Source organism: Naasia sp. SYSU D00057, assembly GCF_017916505.1.
Taxonomy (GTDB): domain Bacteria; phylum Actinomycetota; class Actinomycetes; order Actinomycetales; family Microbacteriaceae; genus Naasia.
The window spans coordinates 40,484-56,622 of sequence record NZ_JAFMSZ010000002.1 but is presented as its reverse complement, the minus strand read 5'-3'; the positions used below and the strand labels follow the sequence as shown (position 1 = coordinate 56,622).

Annotated in this window: 19 protein-coding genes; 12 read left to right on the top strand and 7 right to left on the bottom strand. The window is 72.2% G+C overall.

Features of this window, described 5'->3' with window-relative positions:
- Positions 1–92: 92 nt before the first annotated feature.
- Positions 93–428, bottom strand: coding sequence for a YciI family protein (locus J3P36_RS07495; protein ID WP_210506815.1), 336 nt, complete (start codon positions 426–428; stop codon positions 93–95).
- Between the two features lie 155 nt (positions 429–583).
- Here J3P36_RS07495 and J3P36_RS07490 point away from each other — a divergent pair, with 155 nt between their 5' ends.
- From J3P36_RS07490 to J3P36_RS07465, 6 genes are all read left to right on the top strand, one after another.
- Positions 584–877 (top strand): helix-turn-helix transcriptional regulator, encoded by a 294-nt coding sequence (locus J3P36_RS07490; protein ID WP_210506813.1) that lies wholly within the window; start codon positions 584–586, stop codon positions 875–877.
- Positions 874–1,266 (top strand): VOC family protein, encoded by a 393-nt coding sequence (locus tag J3P36_RS07485; RefSeq protein WP_210506811.1) that lies wholly within the window; start codon positions 874–876, stop codon positions 1,264–1,266. The genes J3P36_RS07490 and J3P36_RS07485 overlap by 4 nt, the downstream gene beginning before the upstream one ends.
- Before the next feature lie 50 nt (positions 1,267–1,316).
- Positions 1,317–1,766 carry a hypothetical protein gene (locus J3P36_RS07480; RefSeq protein WP_210506809.1) on the top strand — a complete coding sequence of 150 codons (450 nt, stop codon included), beginning with the start codon at positions 1,317–1,319 and terminating at the stop codon, positions 1,764–1,766.
- A 47-nt stretch (positions 1,767–1,813) separates the two neighbouring features.
- Complete coding sequence (locus tag J3P36_RS07475) at positions 1,814–2,260, top strand: DUF6113 family protein (RefSeq protein WP_210506807.1); 447 nt, start codon at positions 1,814–1,816, stop codon at positions 2,258–2,260.
- Positions 2,257–2,583 (top strand): ferredoxin, encoded by a 327-nt coding sequence (fdxA, locus tag J3P36_RS07470; RefSeq protein WP_210506805.1) that lies wholly within the window; start codon positions 2,257–2,259, stop codon positions 2,581–2,583. Before J3P36_RS07475 ends, fdxA begins: the two co-directional genes overlap by 4 nt.
- A 118-nt stretch (positions 2,584–2,701) precedes the next feature.
- The gene (locus J3P36_RS07465; RefSeq protein WP_210506803.1) at positions 2,702–4,000 is read left to right on the top strand and encodes a citrate synthase; all 1,299 of its coding nucleotides are present in this window, start codon (positions 2,702–2,704) and stop codon (positions 3,998–4,000) included.
- A 168-nt stretch (positions 4,001–4,168) separates the two neighbouring features.
- Here J3P36_RS07465 and dapD read toward each other — a convergent pair whose 3' ends face one another.
- A complete protein-coding gene (dapD, locus tag J3P36_RS07460; RefSeq protein ID WP_210506801.1) occupies positions 4,169–5,131 on the bottom strand; it encodes a 2,3,4,5-tetrahydropyridine-2,6-dicarboxylate N-succinyltransferase in 963 nt (320 codons plus the stop codon).
- A gap of 71 nt (positions 5,132–5,202) precedes the next feature.
- Between dapD and dapE the strand changes: the two genes are divergently transcribed.
- The 3 genes from dapE (at position 5,203) to J3P36_RS07445 (ending at position 7,739) form a co-directional block, all read left to right on the top strand.
- Positions 5,203–6,282, top strand: coding sequence for a succinyl-diaminopimelate desuccinylase (dapE, locus tag J3P36_RS07455; protein WP_210506799.1), 1,080 nt, complete (start codon positions 5,203–5,205; stop codon positions 6,280–6,282).
- A gap of 71 nt (positions 6,283–6,353) precedes the next feature.
- Positions 6,354–7,490, top strand: a complete 1,137-nt coding sequence (locus tag J3P36_RS07450; RefSeq protein ID WP_307806992.1) for a glycosyltransferase family 39 protein — start codon at positions 6,354–6,356, stop codon at positions 7,488–7,490.
- Between the two features lie 75 nt (positions 7,491–7,565).
- Complete coding sequence (locus J3P36_RS07445) at positions 7,566–7,739, top strand: DUF3117 domain-containing protein (RefSeq protein WP_210506797.1); 174 nt, start codon at positions 7,566–7,568, stop codon at positions 7,737–7,739.
- Positions 7,740–7,819: 80 nt separating this feature from the next.
- On the opposite strand, the gene J3P36_RS07440 is transcribed toward J3P36_RS07445, so the two are convergent.
- Positions 7,820–8,446 carry an O-methyltransferase gene (locus J3P36_RS07440; RefSeq protein ID WP_210506795.1) on the bottom strand — a complete coding sequence of 209 codons (627 nt, stop codon included), beginning with the start codon at positions 8,444–8,446 and terminating at the stop codon, positions 7,820–7,822.
- Between the two features lie 105 nt (positions 8,447–8,551).
- Here J3P36_RS07440 and J3P36_RS07435 point away from each other — a divergent pair, with 105 nt between their 5' ends.
- From J3P36_RS07435 to J3P36_RS07425, 3 genes are read left to right on the top strand one after another with little or no spacing between them, the layout of a single operon-like run.
- The gene (locus tag J3P36_RS07435) at positions 8,552–8,914 is read left to right on the top strand and encodes a Sec-independent protein translocase TatB (RefSeq protein WP_210506793.1); all 363 of its coding nucleotides are present in this window, start codon (positions 8,552–8,554) and stop codon (positions 8,912–8,914) included.
- An 18-nt stretch (positions 8,915–8,932) separates the two neighbouring features.
- A complete protein-coding gene (locus tag J3P36_RS07430; protein ID WP_210506791.1) occupies positions 8,933–10,318 on the top strand; it encodes an MFS transporter in 1,386 nt (461 codons plus the stop codon).
- Positions 10,315–11,721 (top strand): aspartate aminotransferase family protein, encoded by a 1,407-nt coding sequence (locus J3P36_RS07425; protein WP_210506789.1) that lies wholly within the window; start codon positions 10,315–10,317, stop codon positions 11,719–11,721. The genes J3P36_RS07430 and J3P36_RS07425 overlap by 4 nt, the downstream gene beginning before the upstream one ends.
- On the opposite strand, the gene J3P36_RS07420 is transcribed toward J3P36_RS07425, so the two are convergent.
- The 4 genes from J3P36_RS07420 to J3P36_RS07405 all read right to left on the bottom strand — a co-directional run bounded on the left by J3P36_RS07420 (position 11,718) and on the right by J3P36_RS07405 (position 15,992).
- Positions 11,718–12,614: a LysR family transcriptional regulator gene (locus tag J3P36_RS07420; protein ID WP_210506787.1), complete on the bottom strand. Its 897-nt coding sequence runs from the start codon at positions 12,612–12,614 to the stop codon at positions 11,718–11,720. The genes J3P36_RS07425 and J3P36_RS07420 overlap by 4 nt on opposite strands.
- Positions 12,615–12,941: 327 nt before the next feature.
- Positions 12,942–14,096, bottom strand: coding sequence for an Mrp/NBP35 family ATP-binding protein (locus tag J3P36_RS07415; RefSeq protein ID WP_210506785.1), 1,155 nt, complete (start codon positions 14,094–14,096; stop codon positions 12,942–12,944).
- Entirely contained in the window at positions 14,093–14,677 is a 585-nt protein-coding gene (locus tag J3P36_RS07410; protein WP_210506783.1) for a DUF1003 domain-containing protein, read from the bottom strand. Before J3P36_RS07410 ends, J3P36_RS07415 begins: the two co-directional genes overlap by 4 nt.
- Positions 14,661–15,992, bottom strand: a complete 1,332-nt coding sequence (locus J3P36_RS07405; RefSeq protein WP_210506781.1) for a magnesium transporter MgtE N-terminal domain-containing protein — start codon at positions 15,990–15,992, stop codon at positions 14,661–14,663. The genes J3P36_RS07410 and J3P36_RS07405 overlap by 17 nt, the downstream gene beginning before the upstream one ends.
- Positions 15,993–16,139 lie beyond the last annotated feature (147 nt).

The following is a 16,139-nucleotide window of genomic DNA, read 5'->3' as shown; positions in this document are numbered from 1 at the left end:
TCCACCGAGCGCACCCCGCAGCACCGAGCGCACCTCGGGCACGGGGTGCGCTCGGCGTTTCAGGGCGCGCTCAGCGGATGCAGCCGCGGACGTCAGTCCTCGAACGGCCAGACGGCTCGCAGCTCGAGGCGGCCGAAGCGGGCCATCGGGTGGCGGGACGCCAGCTCGATCGCCTCGTCGAGGTCGGCGCACTGCAGCACGTCGTAGCCGACGATCGCCTCCTTCGTCTCGGCGAACGGACCGTCCGTGACGAGCAGCCGGCCGCCGCGCACCCGCACCCCCTTCGCCTCCTCCGCGGGGCGCAGGCGGTCGCCGTCGAGGCGAGCGCCTGAGGCGTCCGCCTCCGCCGCCCAGTCGGGGGCGTCGTCGGCCTCGGGCGTGTAGGGCTCGGCCTCGGCGTCGCTCTGGACGAGCATCAGGAACTTCATGGGGTCCTCCTTCGTCGGACGGGTTCATCCTGACGTCGGATGGGCGATCGCCGCTTCGACAATCCGCACCCGATCTCCGGCATCGCCACCTTCCGTGGTCGAGAGAACTCCACCCGCTCTTGATAGGCAACCGCATGGTTGCCTATGGTGTCCCCATGGACGAGGAGGTGTTCCGGGCGATCGCCGATCCGGTGCGCCGCCTGCTGCTGGAGCAGCTCGCCCTGCGCAACGATCAGACGCTCTTCGAGCTGTGCGTGCGCCTCACCACCGCCGGTCGGGGGATGAGCCGCCAGGCCGTCTCGAAGCACCTCGCGGTGCTCGAGGACGCCGGGCTGCTGACCACCCGTGCCGACGGCCGCACCACCCTGCATCACCTCGACCCTTCCGCGCTCGGCGGCGTGCGCGACTGGATCGATCGCCTCGCGCCGCCGATCAAGGAGGAACGATGAGGATCACCGCCGCCAGCGTCTTCGTGGACGACCAGCAGAAGGCGCTCGAGTTCTATGCGGGCAAGCTGGGCTTCCTGCCGAAGACGGACATCCCGCTCGGTGAGCATCGCTGGCTCACCGTCGTGTCCCCGGAGGCGCCGGACGCCGTCGAGCTGCTGCTGGAGCCCTCCGACCATCCGGCCGTCGGGCCGTTCAAGGCTGCGCTCGTCGAGGACGGCATCCCGTTCACGAGCTTCGGGGTGGAGGACGTGCACGCCGAGTACGAGCGCCTCAGCGGTCTCGGCGTGCGCTTCGTCCAGCCGCCCGTGACGCAGGGTCCGATGACGACGGCGACGCTCGACGACACGTGCGGAAACCTCATCCAGATCGCCAGTATCGCGGCGGGCTAGGCGAGGCGGGCCTCCGGGTTCGCGCAGGGCCCGCCGCTACCCTCGAAGGCATGCGCCGCCGCCTCGTCCCCGTCCTGCTCCTCGCCGCCCTCGCCGCGCCCGCGCTGACCGGCTGTGTCGGGAACCCCGTCGAGACGCTGATCGAGCAGGGGACGGGCGGAGGCGTCGAGCTCGGTGGCGGCAGCGTGCCCGAGGGGTTCCCGGCCGAGGTGCCGCTCTACGACGGCGAGATCGCCTACGGCGTTGGGGTCGGCGACGGCGCGGGCAGGGCTTTCAACGTCACCGTCCGGGTCTCGGACCAGGCGGCGGGAGAGCAGATCCGCGCCGACCTCGAGGCGGCCGGCTTCACGCTCGTCGCCGGCACCGCCCCGGACGCCCAGGGCGGAGCCGTGTACGACGGGGCGAACTGGGGCGTCGCCGTCGTGCTGACGCAGGACGGCGATGGCTGGGTCGCGAACTACACCGTGACCCCGAAGCAGTCGAGCGGCAGCCAGGGCTGACCACCGCGTTGGGAAGCGCCGCCCAGGCAGCGGACGTACAATGCCGCGTGCTCCCCGACCCCGACCAGCCCTCGCTCGCCACCCGCATCGGAGCCCTCGTCGCGTGCGCGGTGATCGGGCTGATCACCGGCGGGATCGGCACCTTCGCGCACCAGTCGGCATGGTCTCTCCTCGGCCTGCGCGTCCCGATCGGGCTGATCGCGGCGCTCGTCGCGGTCGGCTGCCTCATCGCCGGACTGCGCCTCGTGCTCGACTCGCGGCTGCACGCGGGGCTCGCCTCCGCCGGGGTGATCACGGCGATCGGCCTGCTCGCGATGCCGGGCCCCAGCGGGTCCGCGCTGCTGCCCGCCAACCCAGCGGGCCTCGCCTGGACGATCGTCCCGGCCGTGCTCATCGCGGTGATCCTCGGCTGGCCCCGCCTGCCCCAGCGCCGCGATTCGGAGCCTGCCGGCGTTCGGTGGAATACTGCTGGGGGAGAGGACAGCATCCAGTGACCTACGTGATCGCGCTTCCGTGCGTCGATGTCAAGGACCGCGCCTGCATCGACGAGTGCCCCGTCGACTGCATCTACGAGGGCGATCGGATGCTCTACATCCACCCCGACGAATGCGTCGACTGCGGGGCCTGCGAGCCGGTCTGCCCCGTCGAGGCGATCTACTACGAGGACGACCTCCCGGACCGGTGGGCGGACTACTACAAGGCGAACGTCGAGTTCTTCGAGGACATCGGATCCCCGGGCGGCGCGGCGAAGGTCGGCGTCATCCCGAAGGACCACCCGGTCGTGTCGGCGCTGCCGCCGCAGGCCGCGAACGCCTGATCCGGCCGCCCTTCCGGCTCGATGTGACCGACCGGTCGGGACCGCCTAGGCTGAAGCGATACGTCCCGCTGCCCACGATGCGGCGGGATTCCCCCTGCTAGGAGTCGGAGGAGGACCCGTGGGCGCTGTCGACGGCACCGGTGAAGCACAGAAGGCGACGCTGACGTTCCCGGGAGGAACCGCCGAGTTCCCGGTGATCCCGAGCGTCGACGGCGCCTCGAGCATCGACGTCTCGACCCTCACGCGGAAAACGGGCTACACCGCTCTCGACCAGGGCTTCGTCAACACCGCCTCGACCCGCTCCGCGATCACCTTCATCGACGGCGAGCAGGGCATCCTCCGCTACCGCGGCTATCCGATCGAGGAGCTGGCGCAGCAGTCCACCTACCTCGAGGTCGCCTGGCTCCTCATCTACGGCGAGATGCCGACCGCCGACCAGCTCGCCGAGTTCGACGAGAAGATCCGCCGGCACACACTGCTGCACGAGGACATCAAGCGCTTCTTCGCCGCGCTGCCGCACACGGCGCACCCGATGTCGATCCTCTCCAGCGCCGTCTCCGCCCTGTCGACGTACTACGAGGACTCCCTCAACGTGCACGACCCGGAGCAGGTCGAGATCTCGACGATCCGCCTCCTCGCGAAGCTGCCCGTGATCGCCGCCTACGCGCACAAGAAGAGCCTCGGCCAGGCGTTCCTCTACCCGGACAACTCGCTGAGCTTCGTCGACAACTTCCTGCGCCTCAACTTCGGCACGATGGCGGAGCCGTACGAGGTGAACCCGGTGCTGTCGAAGGCGCTCGACCGGCTGCTCATCCTGCACGAGGACCACGAGCAGAACGCCTCCACCTCCACCGTCCGCCTGGTGGGCTCGACGGAGGCGAACATCTTCGCGTCGGTCTCCGCCGGCATCAACGCGCTCTACGGGCCGCTGCACGGCGGTGCGAACGAGGCCGTCCTCAAGATGCTCGGCCAGATCCGCGACTCCGGCGAGGGCGTCGCGAAGTTCGTCGAGCGGGTCAAGAAGAAGGAGGAGGGTGTCCGCCTCATGGGGTTCGGGCACCGCGTCTACAAGAGCTACGACCCGCGCGCGAAGCTCGTCAAGGAGAGCGCCGATGAGGTGCTCGAGGCGCTCGGCGTGCACGACCCGCTGCTCGACATGGCCCGCGAGCTCGAGCAGATCGCGCTCGCCGACGACTACTTCATCGAGCGCAAGCTCTACCCGAACGTCGACTTCTACACGGGCGTCATCTACAAGGCGATGGGCTTCCCGGCCCGCATGTTCACAGTGCTCTTCGCGATCGGCCGGCTCCCCGGCTGGATCGCCCACTGGCGCGAGATGAACGACGACCCGGCCACGAAGATCGGGCGCCCCCAGCAGCTCTACGTCGGCCCGGCGGAGCGCCACATCCAGCGGTAAGGCCGCTGGGCTCGGTGATTGAGGAGCCGCCGAAGTCGGCGTGTCGAAATCCGGCAGGCGGCCCACGAGCCGGGCCACGCTGGTTGCGTGCGAAGGCACGTCACGAGGTTTCGAGACGCTCCCTGCGGTCGCTCCTCAACCAGCGGGTGCTCGCGGCGAGGCCGCGAGCTATGCGGAGTGGAGCTGGGCGTTGAGCTCGATGCCCTGGCCGCTGCGGGGGACCGCCTCGACCGCGCCGGTGAGGGAGTTGCGGCGGAACAGCAGGTTCGGCACCCCGGACAGCTCCCGGGCCTTCACCGTCTGCAGCGTGCCGTCGGCGTTCGGGGCGGAGCCCACGAGCACCACCTTGGTGCCGGCGGTGACATAGAGGCCGGCCTCGACGACGGAGTCGTCGCCGATCGAGATGCCGACGCCCGCGTTCGCGCCGAGCAGGGCCCGCGCGCCGATGACGACGCGCTCGGTGCCGCCGCCCGACAGGGTGCCCATGATGGATGCGCCGCCGCCCACGTCGGACCCGTCGCCCACGACGACGCCCTGCGAGATGCGTCCCTCCACCATCGAGGTGCCGAGCGTGCCGGCGTTGAAGTTGACGAATCCCTCGTGCATCACGACCGTGCCGGGCGCGAGGTGCGCGCCGAGCCGGACGCGGGACGCGTCGGCGATGCGGACGCGGTCGGGAAGCACGTAGTCCGTCAGCCGCGGGAAGCGGTCGACGCCCTGCACCTGGATGCCCTCGCGCAGGAGGGAACGGCGCAGACGCGTCACCGCGTCGGGGTGCACGGGGCCGGCGGAGGTCCACGCCACGTTCGGCAGCTGGGCGAAGATGCCGTCGAGGTTCAGCGTGTTGGGCGCCGCCAGCAGGTGCGACAGCAGGTGCAGGCGCAGGTACGCGTCCGGAGTGGACGCGGGCGCGCGGTCGAGGTCGATCTCGACCGTGATGGTCTCGACCCGCACGTCTCGACGAGGATCCGGAACCGCGTGCTGCTGCAGCTCCTTGGGCGCGATCCAGCGGTCGCGGCCGGCGGGGAAGGCCCCGAGCCTCGGCTCCGGGAACCAGGTGTCGAGCACCGTCCCGTCCGACGCGACCGTCGCGAGTCCGTATCCCCAGGCGTTCCGCGCTTCTCTCGGCATGGCTCCAGGGTATCGAGGCGAGGAGGGCGGGCCGCCGGGGGAGGGCGCCGGGCGCTCGGTAGGGTGAATCCATGCCGCTCGACCTGACCGCATCGTCGATCGAACTCACCCGCACGATCTGCGACATCGAGTCGGTGTCCGACAATGAGGGGGCGCTGGCCGACCTCATCGAGGACGCGGTGTCCGTCCTCCCGCATCTCACGGTCTCGCGGCACGGCGACACGATCGTCGCCCGCACCCGGCTCGGCCGCGACCAGCGGGTCGTGATCGCGGGGCACATCGACACGGTGCCGCTGAACGCGAACCTGCCCACCCGGTTCGCGACGATCGACGGCGTCGACGTGCTCTGGGGTCGCGGCACCGTCGACATGAAGGCGGGCGTCGCCGTGCAGCTCAAGCTGGCGGCGGAGCTGACCGACCCCATCGCCGACGTCACGTGGATCTGGTACGACCACGAGGAGGTGTCGGAGGCGAAGAACGGCCTCAACCGGCTCTCCCAGTCGCATCCCGAGCTGCTGGCCGGCGACTTCGCGATCCTCGGCGAGCCGACCCGCTCGCAGATCGAGGGAGGCTGCAACGGCAACCTCCGCGCGGAGATCCGCACCTACGGCAAGCGCTCGCACTCCGCCCGCTCCTGGGTGGGCGAGAACGCGATCCACAAGGCCGCTCCGATCCTCGACCGGCTCGCGGCCTACGAGGCCCGCCAGGTGGAGGTCGACGGCCTCGTCTACCGCGAGGGCCTCAGCGCCGTCGGAATCACGGGCGGGATCGCCGGCAACGTCATCCCGGACGAGTGCATGGTGCACATCAACTACCGCTTCGCGCCGAGCCGCAGCGCCGAGGAGGCCGTCGCCCACATCACCGAGCTGTTCGAGGGCTACGACGTGCGGATCGTCGACCTCGCGGCGGGCGCCCGTCCCGGGCTCGACGCCCCGATCGCGCAGCACTTCGTCGACGCCGTCGGCGGCACGCCGATGCCGAAGTACGGCTGGACGGACGTCGCCCGCTTCTCACGGCTCGGCATGCCGGCCGTCAACTACGGCCCGGGTGACCCGCTGAAGGCGCACGCGGACGACGAGAACGTGCCGCTGCAGCAGATCACCGACTGTGAGCGCGGGCTGCGAGCCTGGCTGACGGGAGCCTCGAGCTGACCTCCGCGACCGCCGTCCCCGCCGCTCCGCCGGACCCCTCCCTCTGGCGCCGTGCGCCGTGGTGGGTCCGGGTGGTGCTCGTGTACGCGGGCGCGCGCGTCCTCACCACCATCGCGCTGGCGCTCACCGCGACCCAGCTGACCCCGCAGTCCCGCGCGGGCGCGAACCCCGACTTCTTCTCCTACAGCGCCCTCTGGGACGGCTACTGGTACTGGTACATCGCCGCGGTCGGCTATCCGACCGAGCTGCCGCTCGACGCGGCGGGCTACGTCGCCGAGAACCAGTGGGCGTTCATGCCCGTCTACCCGTACTTCGTCTCCATCCTCGCCGCGCTCACGGGCGCCTGGTGGCCGGTCGCGGCGTTCCTCGTCTCGCTGCTGTTCGGCTTCGCCGCGGCGCTCATGGTCTTCAAGCTGTTCCGGCTGCGGCTGGACGAGGACCAGGCCTTCTTCGGAGTCGTCCTCTTCTCGGTGTCGCCGCTGTCGTTCATCTTCCAGATGGCATACGCCGAGGCGATGCACACGTTCCTGCTCGCCCTCGCGCTCTATCTGCTCCTCCGCCGCAAATGGGGCTGGCTGTTCCCGGTGACGGCGGTGATGGCGCTCACCCGCCCGTCCGGGCTCGCGTTCGCGTTCGCCCTCTCCCTGTACTGGATCGTCCGGCTCGTGCAGCGCGAGAAGGAGCCATTCCCGGTGCGCGAGCGCTGGATCAGCGGCGGACTGGCGGTCTTCAGCGGCATCCTCGGCCTCGCCTGGCCCATCGCGGCCTGGATCGCGACCGGCTCCCTCAGCGCCTACACCGACACCGAGCTGGCCTGGCGGGCCCCGCTCATCGGCCATCAGCACCTCGTGCCGTTCGCGCCCTGGTTCCAGGCGTTCGGTCTCTACTTCGGCACGCCGCTCGGCTGGATCGTCGTCGGGCTCATCGTGGCCGCGTTCGCGATCGTGCTGTTCCTCCCCGCGGTGCGCCGCCTCGGCGTCGAGATGCGCGTATGGCTCGCGGCGTATGCGTCGTACCTGTTCGCCGTCTTCTTCCCGCAGTCGAGCACGTTCCGGCTCCTCATCCCGATGTTCCCCCTCGCCGGCGCGCTCGCCCAGCCGAAGTCGACGGCCTACCGGATCGGCGCCGTCCTGGTGTCGCTCGTGCTCCAGTTCGCCTGGCTCTGGGCGACCTGGGGACCGGTCAGCTCCTGGTGGTCCGTGCCCTGACCGGCACGTGTTTTTTGGCGCATGTCGGCGCGCTACGGGATAATGGAAGCCGCAACCTTTGAAAGGGGAAGCTCCATGGCCGCAATGAAGCCGAGGACCGGGGACGGGCCGATGGAGGCCGTCAAGGAAGGCCGTCTCATCATCGTGCGTGTTCCGCTCGAGGGTGGAGGCCGTCTGGTCGTCTCCGTGAACGACGCCGAGGCCCGGGAGCTGCACGACGCGCTCGGAGCGGTCGTCGGCGCGAACTGACGCCGAGGTCCCGGCCCGCCGCCCATCGAGGACGCGGGCCGGCAGCCTCTGCGGCTGAGCGCAGGGGCCAGAGCCGAACGCTAGAGCCGAACCAGCTGGAGGAGCCCGTCTCCTGCCGGTGAGAGCGTGCTGAGCACCGCGTTCGACCCGCCGATCTCCTCGAGCAGGGTGCGGAACGCGGTGGAGACCTGGTCCCTGCGGACCGGGTTGGCGACGTCGCCGTGCCAGAGCGCGTGCGCGACGAGCACCAGGCCGCCCCGGCGCACCAGCCGCAGGCCGTGCTCGACGAACTCGATGACGTGCTTCGGGTCGGCGTCCACCAGGACGAGGTCGTATGACTCCTCGTTCATGCGCGGCAGCACATCCTGAGCCCGTCCCGAGATGAGCCGCAGCCGGCTGAGCCCGATTCCCGCCTCGGCGAATGCGAGTCGCGCCGCGGACTGGTGGTCGGGCTCGGAGTCGATGGACGTGAGGGTGGCCGTCGGCGCGCCCGTCAGCAGCCAGAGGCCGGAGACGCCGGTGCCGGTCCCGATCTCGACGATCGAGCGCGCCTTCAGCGCGGCGGCGAGCACCGCGAGCTGGGAGCCCACGGCGGGGGAGACGGGCTCGACGCCGAGCTCGAGGGAGTGCTCGCGGGCGCGCGCGATCGCCTCCGGCTCGGCGACGTAGTCGTCGGCGTACTTCCAGTTGGCTTCCTTCTCGGACATACGGGTCCCAGCCTATGGCGATCCGGGAGGCTCTCCCCGCAATCCCCAGGCTCCGTGCGGCGGGCGGCGAAGCTCGGCCCCGGCGACGGCGGTTAGGGTGGTCGCATGTTCCTGGGGCTCACCTTCGAGAAGCTCCTCCTCATCGGGGTGCTCGCGGTGGTGCTCGTCGGCCCCGACCGGCTGCCCCGCTACGCGGCCCAGCTCGCCCGCCTCGTGAAGTCGGTGAAGTCGTTCACCGACAACGCCAAGGACCGCATGCGCGAGGAGATGGGCCCCGAGTTCGACGACGTCGACTGGAAGAAGCTGGATCCGCGCCAGTACGACCCGCGCCGCATCATCCGGGAGGCGCTCGTCGAGGAGACCGCGGCACCGGCCGCGGCGGCCGTCGCGGCGCCCGTCCGGCGCCCCGCTCCGCGCGCAGCAGCCCCCGCGGGCGGCCCAGCACCCTTCGACGCCGAGGCGACCTAGCGCCGATACACTGCGGCAATGGTCGCCGACGTCCGCCGTTCCCCTCGCGACGGCGGGCTCCCGCGGCGCACCGTCGCGGGCTACGCGATCGGCTCCCTCGCCACCGGCGGGTTCGGCACGCTGCCCGGCCTCGTCCTCGTCTACTACCTGACCGACTCGCTCGGCGTCGCGGCGATCGCGGCCGGCGTGCTCGTCACGGTCGCGAAGGTCTGGGACATCCTCATCGACCCGGTGATCGGCGCGCTGAGCGACAGCGACCGCGCGCGCACCGGGTCGCGCCGCCGGCTCATGCTGGTGGGCGGCGCGGCGATCCCCGTCCTCTTCGCGCTGACCTTCGCGGTTCCCGGCGGCCTCACCGGCCTCCCCGCGGCGGCGTGGGTGCTGGTCGCCTTCCTCGGGGCCGCGACCGCGTTCAGCCTCTTCCAGGTGCCCTACATCGCGCTGCCCGCCGAGCTCACCGCCGGGTACGACGCGCGCACCCGACTGCTGACCTGGCGGGTCGTCGTGCTCACCTTCGCGATCGTGCTGTTCGGGGCGGGCGGTCCGGTCCTGCGCGGGCTGGCGGACGACCCGCGCACCGGCTACCTCGGAATGGCCGTCGTGGCGGGAGTCCTGCTCGGCGTCGGGATGCTCGCGTCCACCGTCGTCGTGCCGCGCGGCCCGCGGGCGCCCGTACAGCGGCGGGGCCTCGCCGCCGGCTACCGAGAGGGCTGGGCGGTGCTGCGGCGGAGCGCGCCCTTCCGCGCGCTCCTCGCGGCGTTCGCCCTGCAGGGGCTCGCGACGGGCATGATGCTCGCCGGCGCCCAGTACGTCGCGACGTGGGTGCTGCGCTCGGAGGACGCGGTGACGTTCGTGTTCCTCTCCCTCATCGCGCCCGCCCTGGTGTTCGCGCCGGTCTGGGCGGCCGTCTCGCGCCGGATCGGGAAGGAGCGCGCCTTCGCGATCGCGAGCGTCGTGTTCGCCGTCGCCGTGGCGGCGCTCGTGCTGCTGGCCGTGGCGCCGGGCGAGTGGGCATACGTCCCGGTCGCGGTGGCCGGCGCTGCGTACGCCGGCATGCAGTCGCTGCCGATGGCGATGCTTCCCGACGTCATCTCGCACGACGCCCGCACGAGCGGCGAGGATGCGGCGGGCGCGTTCGGCGGCGTCTGGACGGCGGGCGAGACCACGGGCATGGCACTGGGCTCGACCGCGCTGACGCTCGTGCTCGCGGTGACCGGCTACGCGGAGCGGGTCGCGGGCGTGGCGGTCGAGCAGTCGCCGTCGGCGGTCCTCGGCATCGTGCTGAGCTTCAGCATCGTGCCCGCGGCCGTCGTCCTGCTGAGCCTCCTGCCGCTGTCGCGCTACGGGCTGCGGCGGAACGACATCGAGCGCGCCGAGACGGTGCGGGAAGGAGCCCCGGCGTGACGGAGCTCGGCGACGCCTCCCGATCGGTCCTCGACCGGCTGCGGACCTACCGGGCTGCGGACGCGCCGACGCACGGCGGGCGGGTGCTCAGCTACGTCTACGACTCGGGCTCCGCCGAGCTGGACGAGCTCGCCGCTCAGGCGATCCGGATCATGCAGCCGGTGAACGGGCTGGACCCGACCACCTTCGGCTCCGTGGCCGCGATCGAGCGGGACCTCGTCGGGTTCGCCCGCGACCTGCTCGGCGGGGCCGAGGAGGTCGTCGGCAGCGTGACCACGGGCGGCACCGAGAGCTGCCTGCTCGCCGTGAAGACCGCGCGCGACCTCTGGCGCGCCGGCGGCGGCGAGGGCACCCCGCGTCTCGTCGCCCCGTCCACCGTGCACGCCGCGTTCTTCAAGGCGGCCGCCTACTTCGGGCTCGAGCTCGACCTCGTCCCGGTGCCGGCGTCCGGCGCCGTGGACGCGGGGGCGCTCCTCGTGCGGCTCGGTCCCGATGTCGCGCTCGCCGTGGTCTCGGCCCCGTCCTACCCGTTCGCCTCCCTCGACCCGGTCGCCGAGGTCGCTGCCGGGTGCGTCGAGGCGGGGATCCCGCTGCACGTCGACGCGTGCATCGGCGGGCTGGTCCTGCCCTTCGCCGACAGCCTCCCGGCCTGGGACCTGCGCGTGCCCGGAGTCACGAGCCTGTCGGTCGACCTGCACAAGTACGGCTACGCACCCAAGGGCGCGAGCGTCCTGCTGCACCGCGGACGCGAGCGGCTGCACGCGCAGTACTTCGCGACGACCCGCTGGCCGGGCTATCCGGTCGTCAACCCGACCCTGCTCGGCTCGCGCTCGGCGGGACCAGCCGCCGCCGCATGGGCGATCGTGCAGGCCCTCGGCGTCGACGGGCTGGGCGACCTCGCCGTCCGCACGCTCGCGGCGACGGCCGCACTCCGCGAGGCGGTGGACGCGATCGAGGGGCTGCGGGTCGTGGGGGAGCCGGTCGGGCCGCTCTTCGCCGTCGCCGCCGACGAGGGCGTCGAGGCCGACGCGCGGGTCGACCCGCACCACTGGGCCGACGCCATCCGCGGGCTCGGCTGGCAGCTCCAGCTGCAGCCGGGGCTCGTGCAGGCCGACGGATCGCGGCTCCCGCACACGACGCACCTCACGGTCACGCCGGTCACCGAGCAGGTGCTGCCGGAGCTGACCCGCGCCATGGTGCAGGCGGCGGACGAGGTGCGCGGCCTGCCTCCGGTCACCGCGGCGGAGGCGATCTCCGCGCTCGGCGGTGACGTGACCGCCGTGCTCGCCGGCCCGCTGCCGGAGCGGCTGGCGCCCCTGCTCGCGCTCGTGGAGGGCCTACCGCCCGAGTACACGGAGCGGCTGCTGGTCCGCCTGCTGGCCGGGATCGTCGAGCCGGTCTAGCGCTCGACCGCGGCCGCCTCGCCGCGCAGCAGCTCGATGACGAGGCGCACCGAGGGGCGCTCCAGGCGGTCCCTCCGCGTCAAAGCGGAGATGTGCCGCTCGGAGGGAACCCCGATGAGCGGACGGAGCGCGATCGGCGCGGAGTGGGCGGTGAAGCGGGGGAGGATCGCGACGCCGCCGCCGCGGGCGACGACCGCCTCCGTGATCCGGGTGTCGCTGAAGCGCTGGGCGACCTTGGGCGGTCGGCCGGTCACCCGCTCGATCTCGGTGAGGACGTGCTGGAACGGGAAGGTGACCGGCACGCCGATCCAGGTCTCGTCGACCAGGTCGGCCGGCGTGAGCACCTCCCGGGCCGTCAGGGGATGGTCCGGCGGGAGGGCGACGTCGAGGGGCTCGACGAGCAGCTCCTCCACAGCGAGGCCCGCGTCCCGCCAGCCGTGCGGGCGGCCGGGGGAGTGCGCGAGGACGACGTCGAAGTCGTTGGTGAGGCGGGGGAAGTCGTTGAGCGGCGGATCCCGGTCGGTCACGAGGAGTGACAGCCCCGGATGCGCGGCCGCCGCGGCGAGGAGCCCCGGCACGAACATCTGCCCGGCCGTCGGGAACGTCGCGATGGTGACCTCGCCGGCCGGCGCCTGCACGAACGCCTCCCACACCGCCTCGGCCCGCTCGATGGCGACCGCGATGTCCGTCGCCGTCCGCGCGAGGGTCTTGCCGGCGTCGTTGAGCACGATCCCGCGGCCCTGCCGCTCCGTCAGCGGCAGGCCGATCTCGCGCTCGAGCACCTTCAGCTGCTGCGACACCGCGGACGGCGTGCGGTGGGTGGCGCGGGCGACCGCGGTGATGCTGCCGCGCTCCGCGAGCTCGCGCAGGAGCTCCAGTCGGCGGACGTCCATGGCGACAGCGTACCGTGCAGTTCTACTTCACGGTAAGTAGAGAACTATTCGATTGTGCTAAATGCCACGGATGGGATTCGATGGACCTGTTCCCGCCGGAAAGTCCGGCGTGGCCAGTGGAAAGGCCTCCCGTGTCCGTCTCGCTCCTCGTCCTCAGCGCCTTCGGCATCATCTCCGCGATCGGCGCGGTGTCGACCGTCGTCGTGACGGCCCGCGACGGCTACCGCCACATCCCCACCCGCTCCGCGTAGGGCGGTTCCGCAACCGCAGCGACATCCGGCGCGGTCTCCGGCTGCCCGATGCCGCGAGTGCTGCCGGCCGCCGGGCTCAGCGGGGGGAGAGGGGCAGGCCGCGGCCCGCGAGACTCGTGCTGCGCACCGCGAGGCGGGAGGCGATGCCGGTGATCGCGACCGCCGCCGGGTCCTCGGGGCGGGCGAGCACGATCGGGGTGCCTGCGTCGCCCCCGACCCGCAGGTCGACGCTCAGGGGCACCGAGCCGAGAAGCGGCACCGGCTGCTCCTGGCCGGCGGACAGGCGCTCCGCCGTCTCCGCGCCGCCGCCGGAACCGAACAGGTCGAGCACCGTGCCGTCCGGCTGGACGAGTCCCGCCATGTTCTCGATCACGCCGAGCAGCCGCTGACCCGTCTGCCGGGCGAGGAGCCCGGAGCGCTCCGCCACCTCCGCGGCGGCCGGCTGCGGCGTCGTGACGACGATCACCTCGGCGTTCGGCAGCAGCTGACCGACCGAGATGGCGACGTCGCCGGTGCCGGGCGGCAGGTCGAGCAAGAGGATGTCGAGCTCGCCGAAGAAGACGTCGGTGAGGAACTGCGCCACGGTCCGGTGCAGCATCGGGCCGCGCCAGGCGACCGCCCCGCCGCGCTGCTCGGGCGGCAGGAACATGCCGATCGAGATCGCCTTCACGCCGTAGGCGACGGGCGGCAGCATCATCTGGTCGACCCGGGTCGGCGTCGCGTCGGCGGGGATGCCGAGCAGCCCCGGGATCGAGAAGCCGTGCACGTCGGCGTCGACGATGCCGACGGAGAGCCCGCGGGCCGCGAGGGCGACCGCGAGGTTCGCGGTGATCGTGCTCTTGCCGACGCCGCCCTTGCCGCTCGTGACGGCGATCACGCGCGTGAGCGAGTCGCGGCCGAACTGCGCGCCGCGGGCGCGCGCTCCGCGGAGCTTGAGGGTCAGCGCGCGGCGCTGCTCCGGCGACATCACCGACGTGTCGACGGTGACCGCGGTGACGCCGGGCGTCGACAGGGTGGCCTCGCGGACGTCCCGCTCGATGCGGTCGGCGGCAGGGCATCCGACGATGGTCAGGCGCAGGTCGACCGTCGCGTGGCCGTCCGGGTCGACGGCGACACCGCCGATCATGTCGAGGTCGGGGATCGGCTTCCGGATCTCCGGGTCGATCACCTTGTGCAGGCTGAGCAGGACGCCGTTCGCGACCTCGGCCTCGTCGATCAGTCCGCCGCTCATGCCGATCTCGATCCGGGCGTGCGGCGCGGCTCGCTGTCGGCGGGCGCCTCGCCGTCCCGCTTCTCGAGCTCCTCGAGCAGGCTGCGCAGCTCGGCTCGGATGAAGTCTTTCGACGCCATGTCGCGCACGAGCAGGCGCAGGGCGACGACCTCGCGGGCCAGGTACTCGGTGTCGGCGAGGTTCCGCTCGGCGCGCTGCCGGTCCTGCTCGATCTGCACCCGGTCGCGGTCGTCCTGCCGGTTCTGCGCGAGCAGGATCAGCGGGGCCGCATACGACGCCTGCAGCGACAGGATGAGGGTGAGCGCGGTGAAGCCGATCGCGGCCGAGTCGAAGCGCCACTCCTCGGGCGCGTAGGTGTTGTAGACCATCCAGGCGAGCACGAACAGCGTGAGGCCGAACAGGAACACCGGGGTGCCCATCGCGCGGGCGACCCACTCGGTGAAGCGCCCGAAGCGGTCGCGGCTGGTGCGCTGCGCGCCGCGGCCGCGGAGGGGGAGGACGGACGAGCGCAGCCCTTTGGGCGCGTCGAGCCGGGGCTCGCGCTGGCGGTCGCGCTCCTGCGGCTCAGCGGGACGGGCCATTGCCGGACCTCCTTCCACGGACGGCGGCCGCGACGGCGGAGCCGCGGCGGGCGGGGATGGCACGAGACCGGGCGGGCCGGGCGGCGTCGGGGTTCCGCCAGTCGTCCGGGAGCAGGTGGTCGAGCACGTCGTCGACCGTGACGACGCCGACGAGCCGGTGGTTCTTGTCGACGACCGGCACGCTGACCAGGTTGTACGTGGCGAGGATGCGCGACACCTCGGCGGCGGACGTGTCGTCGCGCACCGGCTCGAGGGTCTGGTCGAGCAGGGTGCCGAGCCGCTCGTGCGGCGGGTAGCGCAGCATCCGCTGGAAGTGGACGACGCCGAGGAAGCGGCCGGTGGGCGGCTCGTACGGCGGAAGCGTGACGAACACCGCGGCCCCGAGCGCGGGTGCGAGCTCGTGGCGGCGGATGAGGGCGAGCCCCTCGGCGACGGTCGCGTCGGCCGACAGGATGATCGGCTCGGGCGTCATGAGACCGCCCGCCGTGTCGGGCTCGTACTCGAGGAGCTTGCGGACGTCGTCCGCCTCCTCCGGCTCCATCAGGTCGAGCAGCGCCTCGCCGCGCTCGTCGGAGAGCATGCCGATGAGGTCGGCGGCGTCGTCCGGCTGCATGGCGTCGAGCACGTCGGCGGCGCGGTCGTCGTCGAGCCGGGCGATGATCTGCACCTGCTCGGTCTCGGGCATCTCCTCGAGCACGTCCGCGAGGCGCTCGTCGGGCAGCTCCTCGGCGACCTCGAGCCGGCGCTGCTCCGGCAGGTCGAGCAGCGTGTTGGCGAGGTCGGCGGGGTTCAGGTCCGAGTAGCTCTGGATGAGCTGCGTCGCCGACTGGCTCTGGCCCTTCGCGACGCGCTCGCGCACCTCGTCCCACCGCACGAACAGGGTCGCGCCCTTCGCGAACGGGCTCGGGCTCGTCTTCGGCTTCCGCACGAAGAGCTGGCCGACCTCCCACTCGCCGGCGCCGACCTCCTCGATCGCGACGTCCTCGATGGTCGCCTCGCCGGAGCCGTCGGCCAGCATCACGCGGCGGCCGAGCATCTCCGCGATGACCCGTGTCTCGCTGGCCCGCTGCTGGAACCGGCGGAGGTTGATGAGGCCGGTCGTGATGATCTGGCCGGAGCCGATGCTCGTGACGCGGCCGATCGAGAGGAACACGCGGCGCTTGCCGGGGATCTCGACGACGAGACCGACGACCCGCGGCGGGTCGGATCGGCGGTACACGACGATGACGTCGCGCACCCTCCCGACGCGGTCGCCGAGCGGATCGAACACCGCGCAGCCGACCAGTCGGGCCACGAAGACCCTGGTCGCACTCACGCATCAAATCTACCCGGCCTCCCGGCGGCCGATCGCCGGGCGGATCGCGCCATTCGTCAGGACTTTTCGCCGAGCGGGGCGCCGAGGGGCGAAAGCGGCGGGATGTGCGTCCGCGGCGTCGGCCGGTCCACCGACGGGCGGGAACGA

What these genes read in the sequence shown, in the direction of transcription:
- dapD (WP_210506801.1), bottom strand. Translation starts at nt 5,131, where the DNA reads ATGCCGAGAGAAGCGCGGAACGCCTGGGGATACGGACTCGCGACGGTC.
- J3P36_RS07490 (WP_210506813.1), top strand. Translation starts at nt 584, where the DNA reads ATGGACGAGGAGGTGTTCCGGGCGATCGCCGATCCGGTGCGCCGCCTG.
- J3P36_RS07480 (WP_210506809.1), top strand. Translation starts at nt 1,317, where the DNA reads ATGCGCCGCCGCCTCGTCCCCGTCCTGCTCCTCGCCGCCCTCGCCGCG.
- J3P36_RS07410 (WP_210506783.1), bottom strand. Translation starts at nt 14,677, where the DNA reads ATGGCCCGTCCCGCTGAGCCGCAGGAGCGCGACCGCCAGCGCGAGCCC.
- J3P36_RS07435 (WP_210506793.1), top strand. Translation starts at nt 8,552, where the DNA reads ATGTTCCTGGGGCTCACCTTCGAGAAGCTCCTCCTCATCGGGGTGCTC.
- J3P36_RS07430 (WP_210506791.1), top strand. Translation starts at nt 8,933, where the DNA reads ATGGTCGCCGACGTCCGCCGTTCCCCTCGCGACGGCGGGCTCCCGCGG.
- J3P36_RS07420 (WP_210506787.1), bottom strand. Translation starts at nt 12,614, where the DNA reads ATGGACGTCCGCCGACTGGAGCTCCTGCGCGAGCTCGCGGAGCGCGGC.
- J3P36_RS07445 (WP_210506797.1), top strand. Translation starts at nt 7,566, where the DNA reads ATGGCCGCAATGAAGCCGAGGACCGGGGACGGGCCGATGGAGGCCGTC.
- J3P36_RS07440 (WP_210506795.1), bottom strand. Translation starts at nt 8,446, where the DNA reads ATGTCCGAGAAGGAAGCCAACTGGAAGTACGCCGACGACTACGTCGCC.
- J3P36_RS07415 (WP_210506785.1), bottom strand. Translation starts at nt 14,096, where the DNA reads ATGAGCGGCGGACTGATCGACGAGGCCGAGGTCGCGAACGGCGTCCTG.
- J3P36_RS07495 (WP_210506815.1), bottom strand. Translation starts at nt 428, where the DNA reads ATGAAGTTCCTGATGCTCGTCCAGAGCGACGCCGAGGCCGAGCCCTAC.
- dapE (WP_210506799.1), top strand. Translation starts at nt 5,203, where the DNA reads ATGCCGCTCGACCTGACCGCATCGTCGATCGAACTCACCCGCACGATC.
- J3P36_RS07485 (WP_210506811.1), top strand. Translation starts at nt 874, where the DNA reads ATGAGGATCACCGCCGCCAGCGTCTTCGTGGACGACCAGCAGAAGGCG.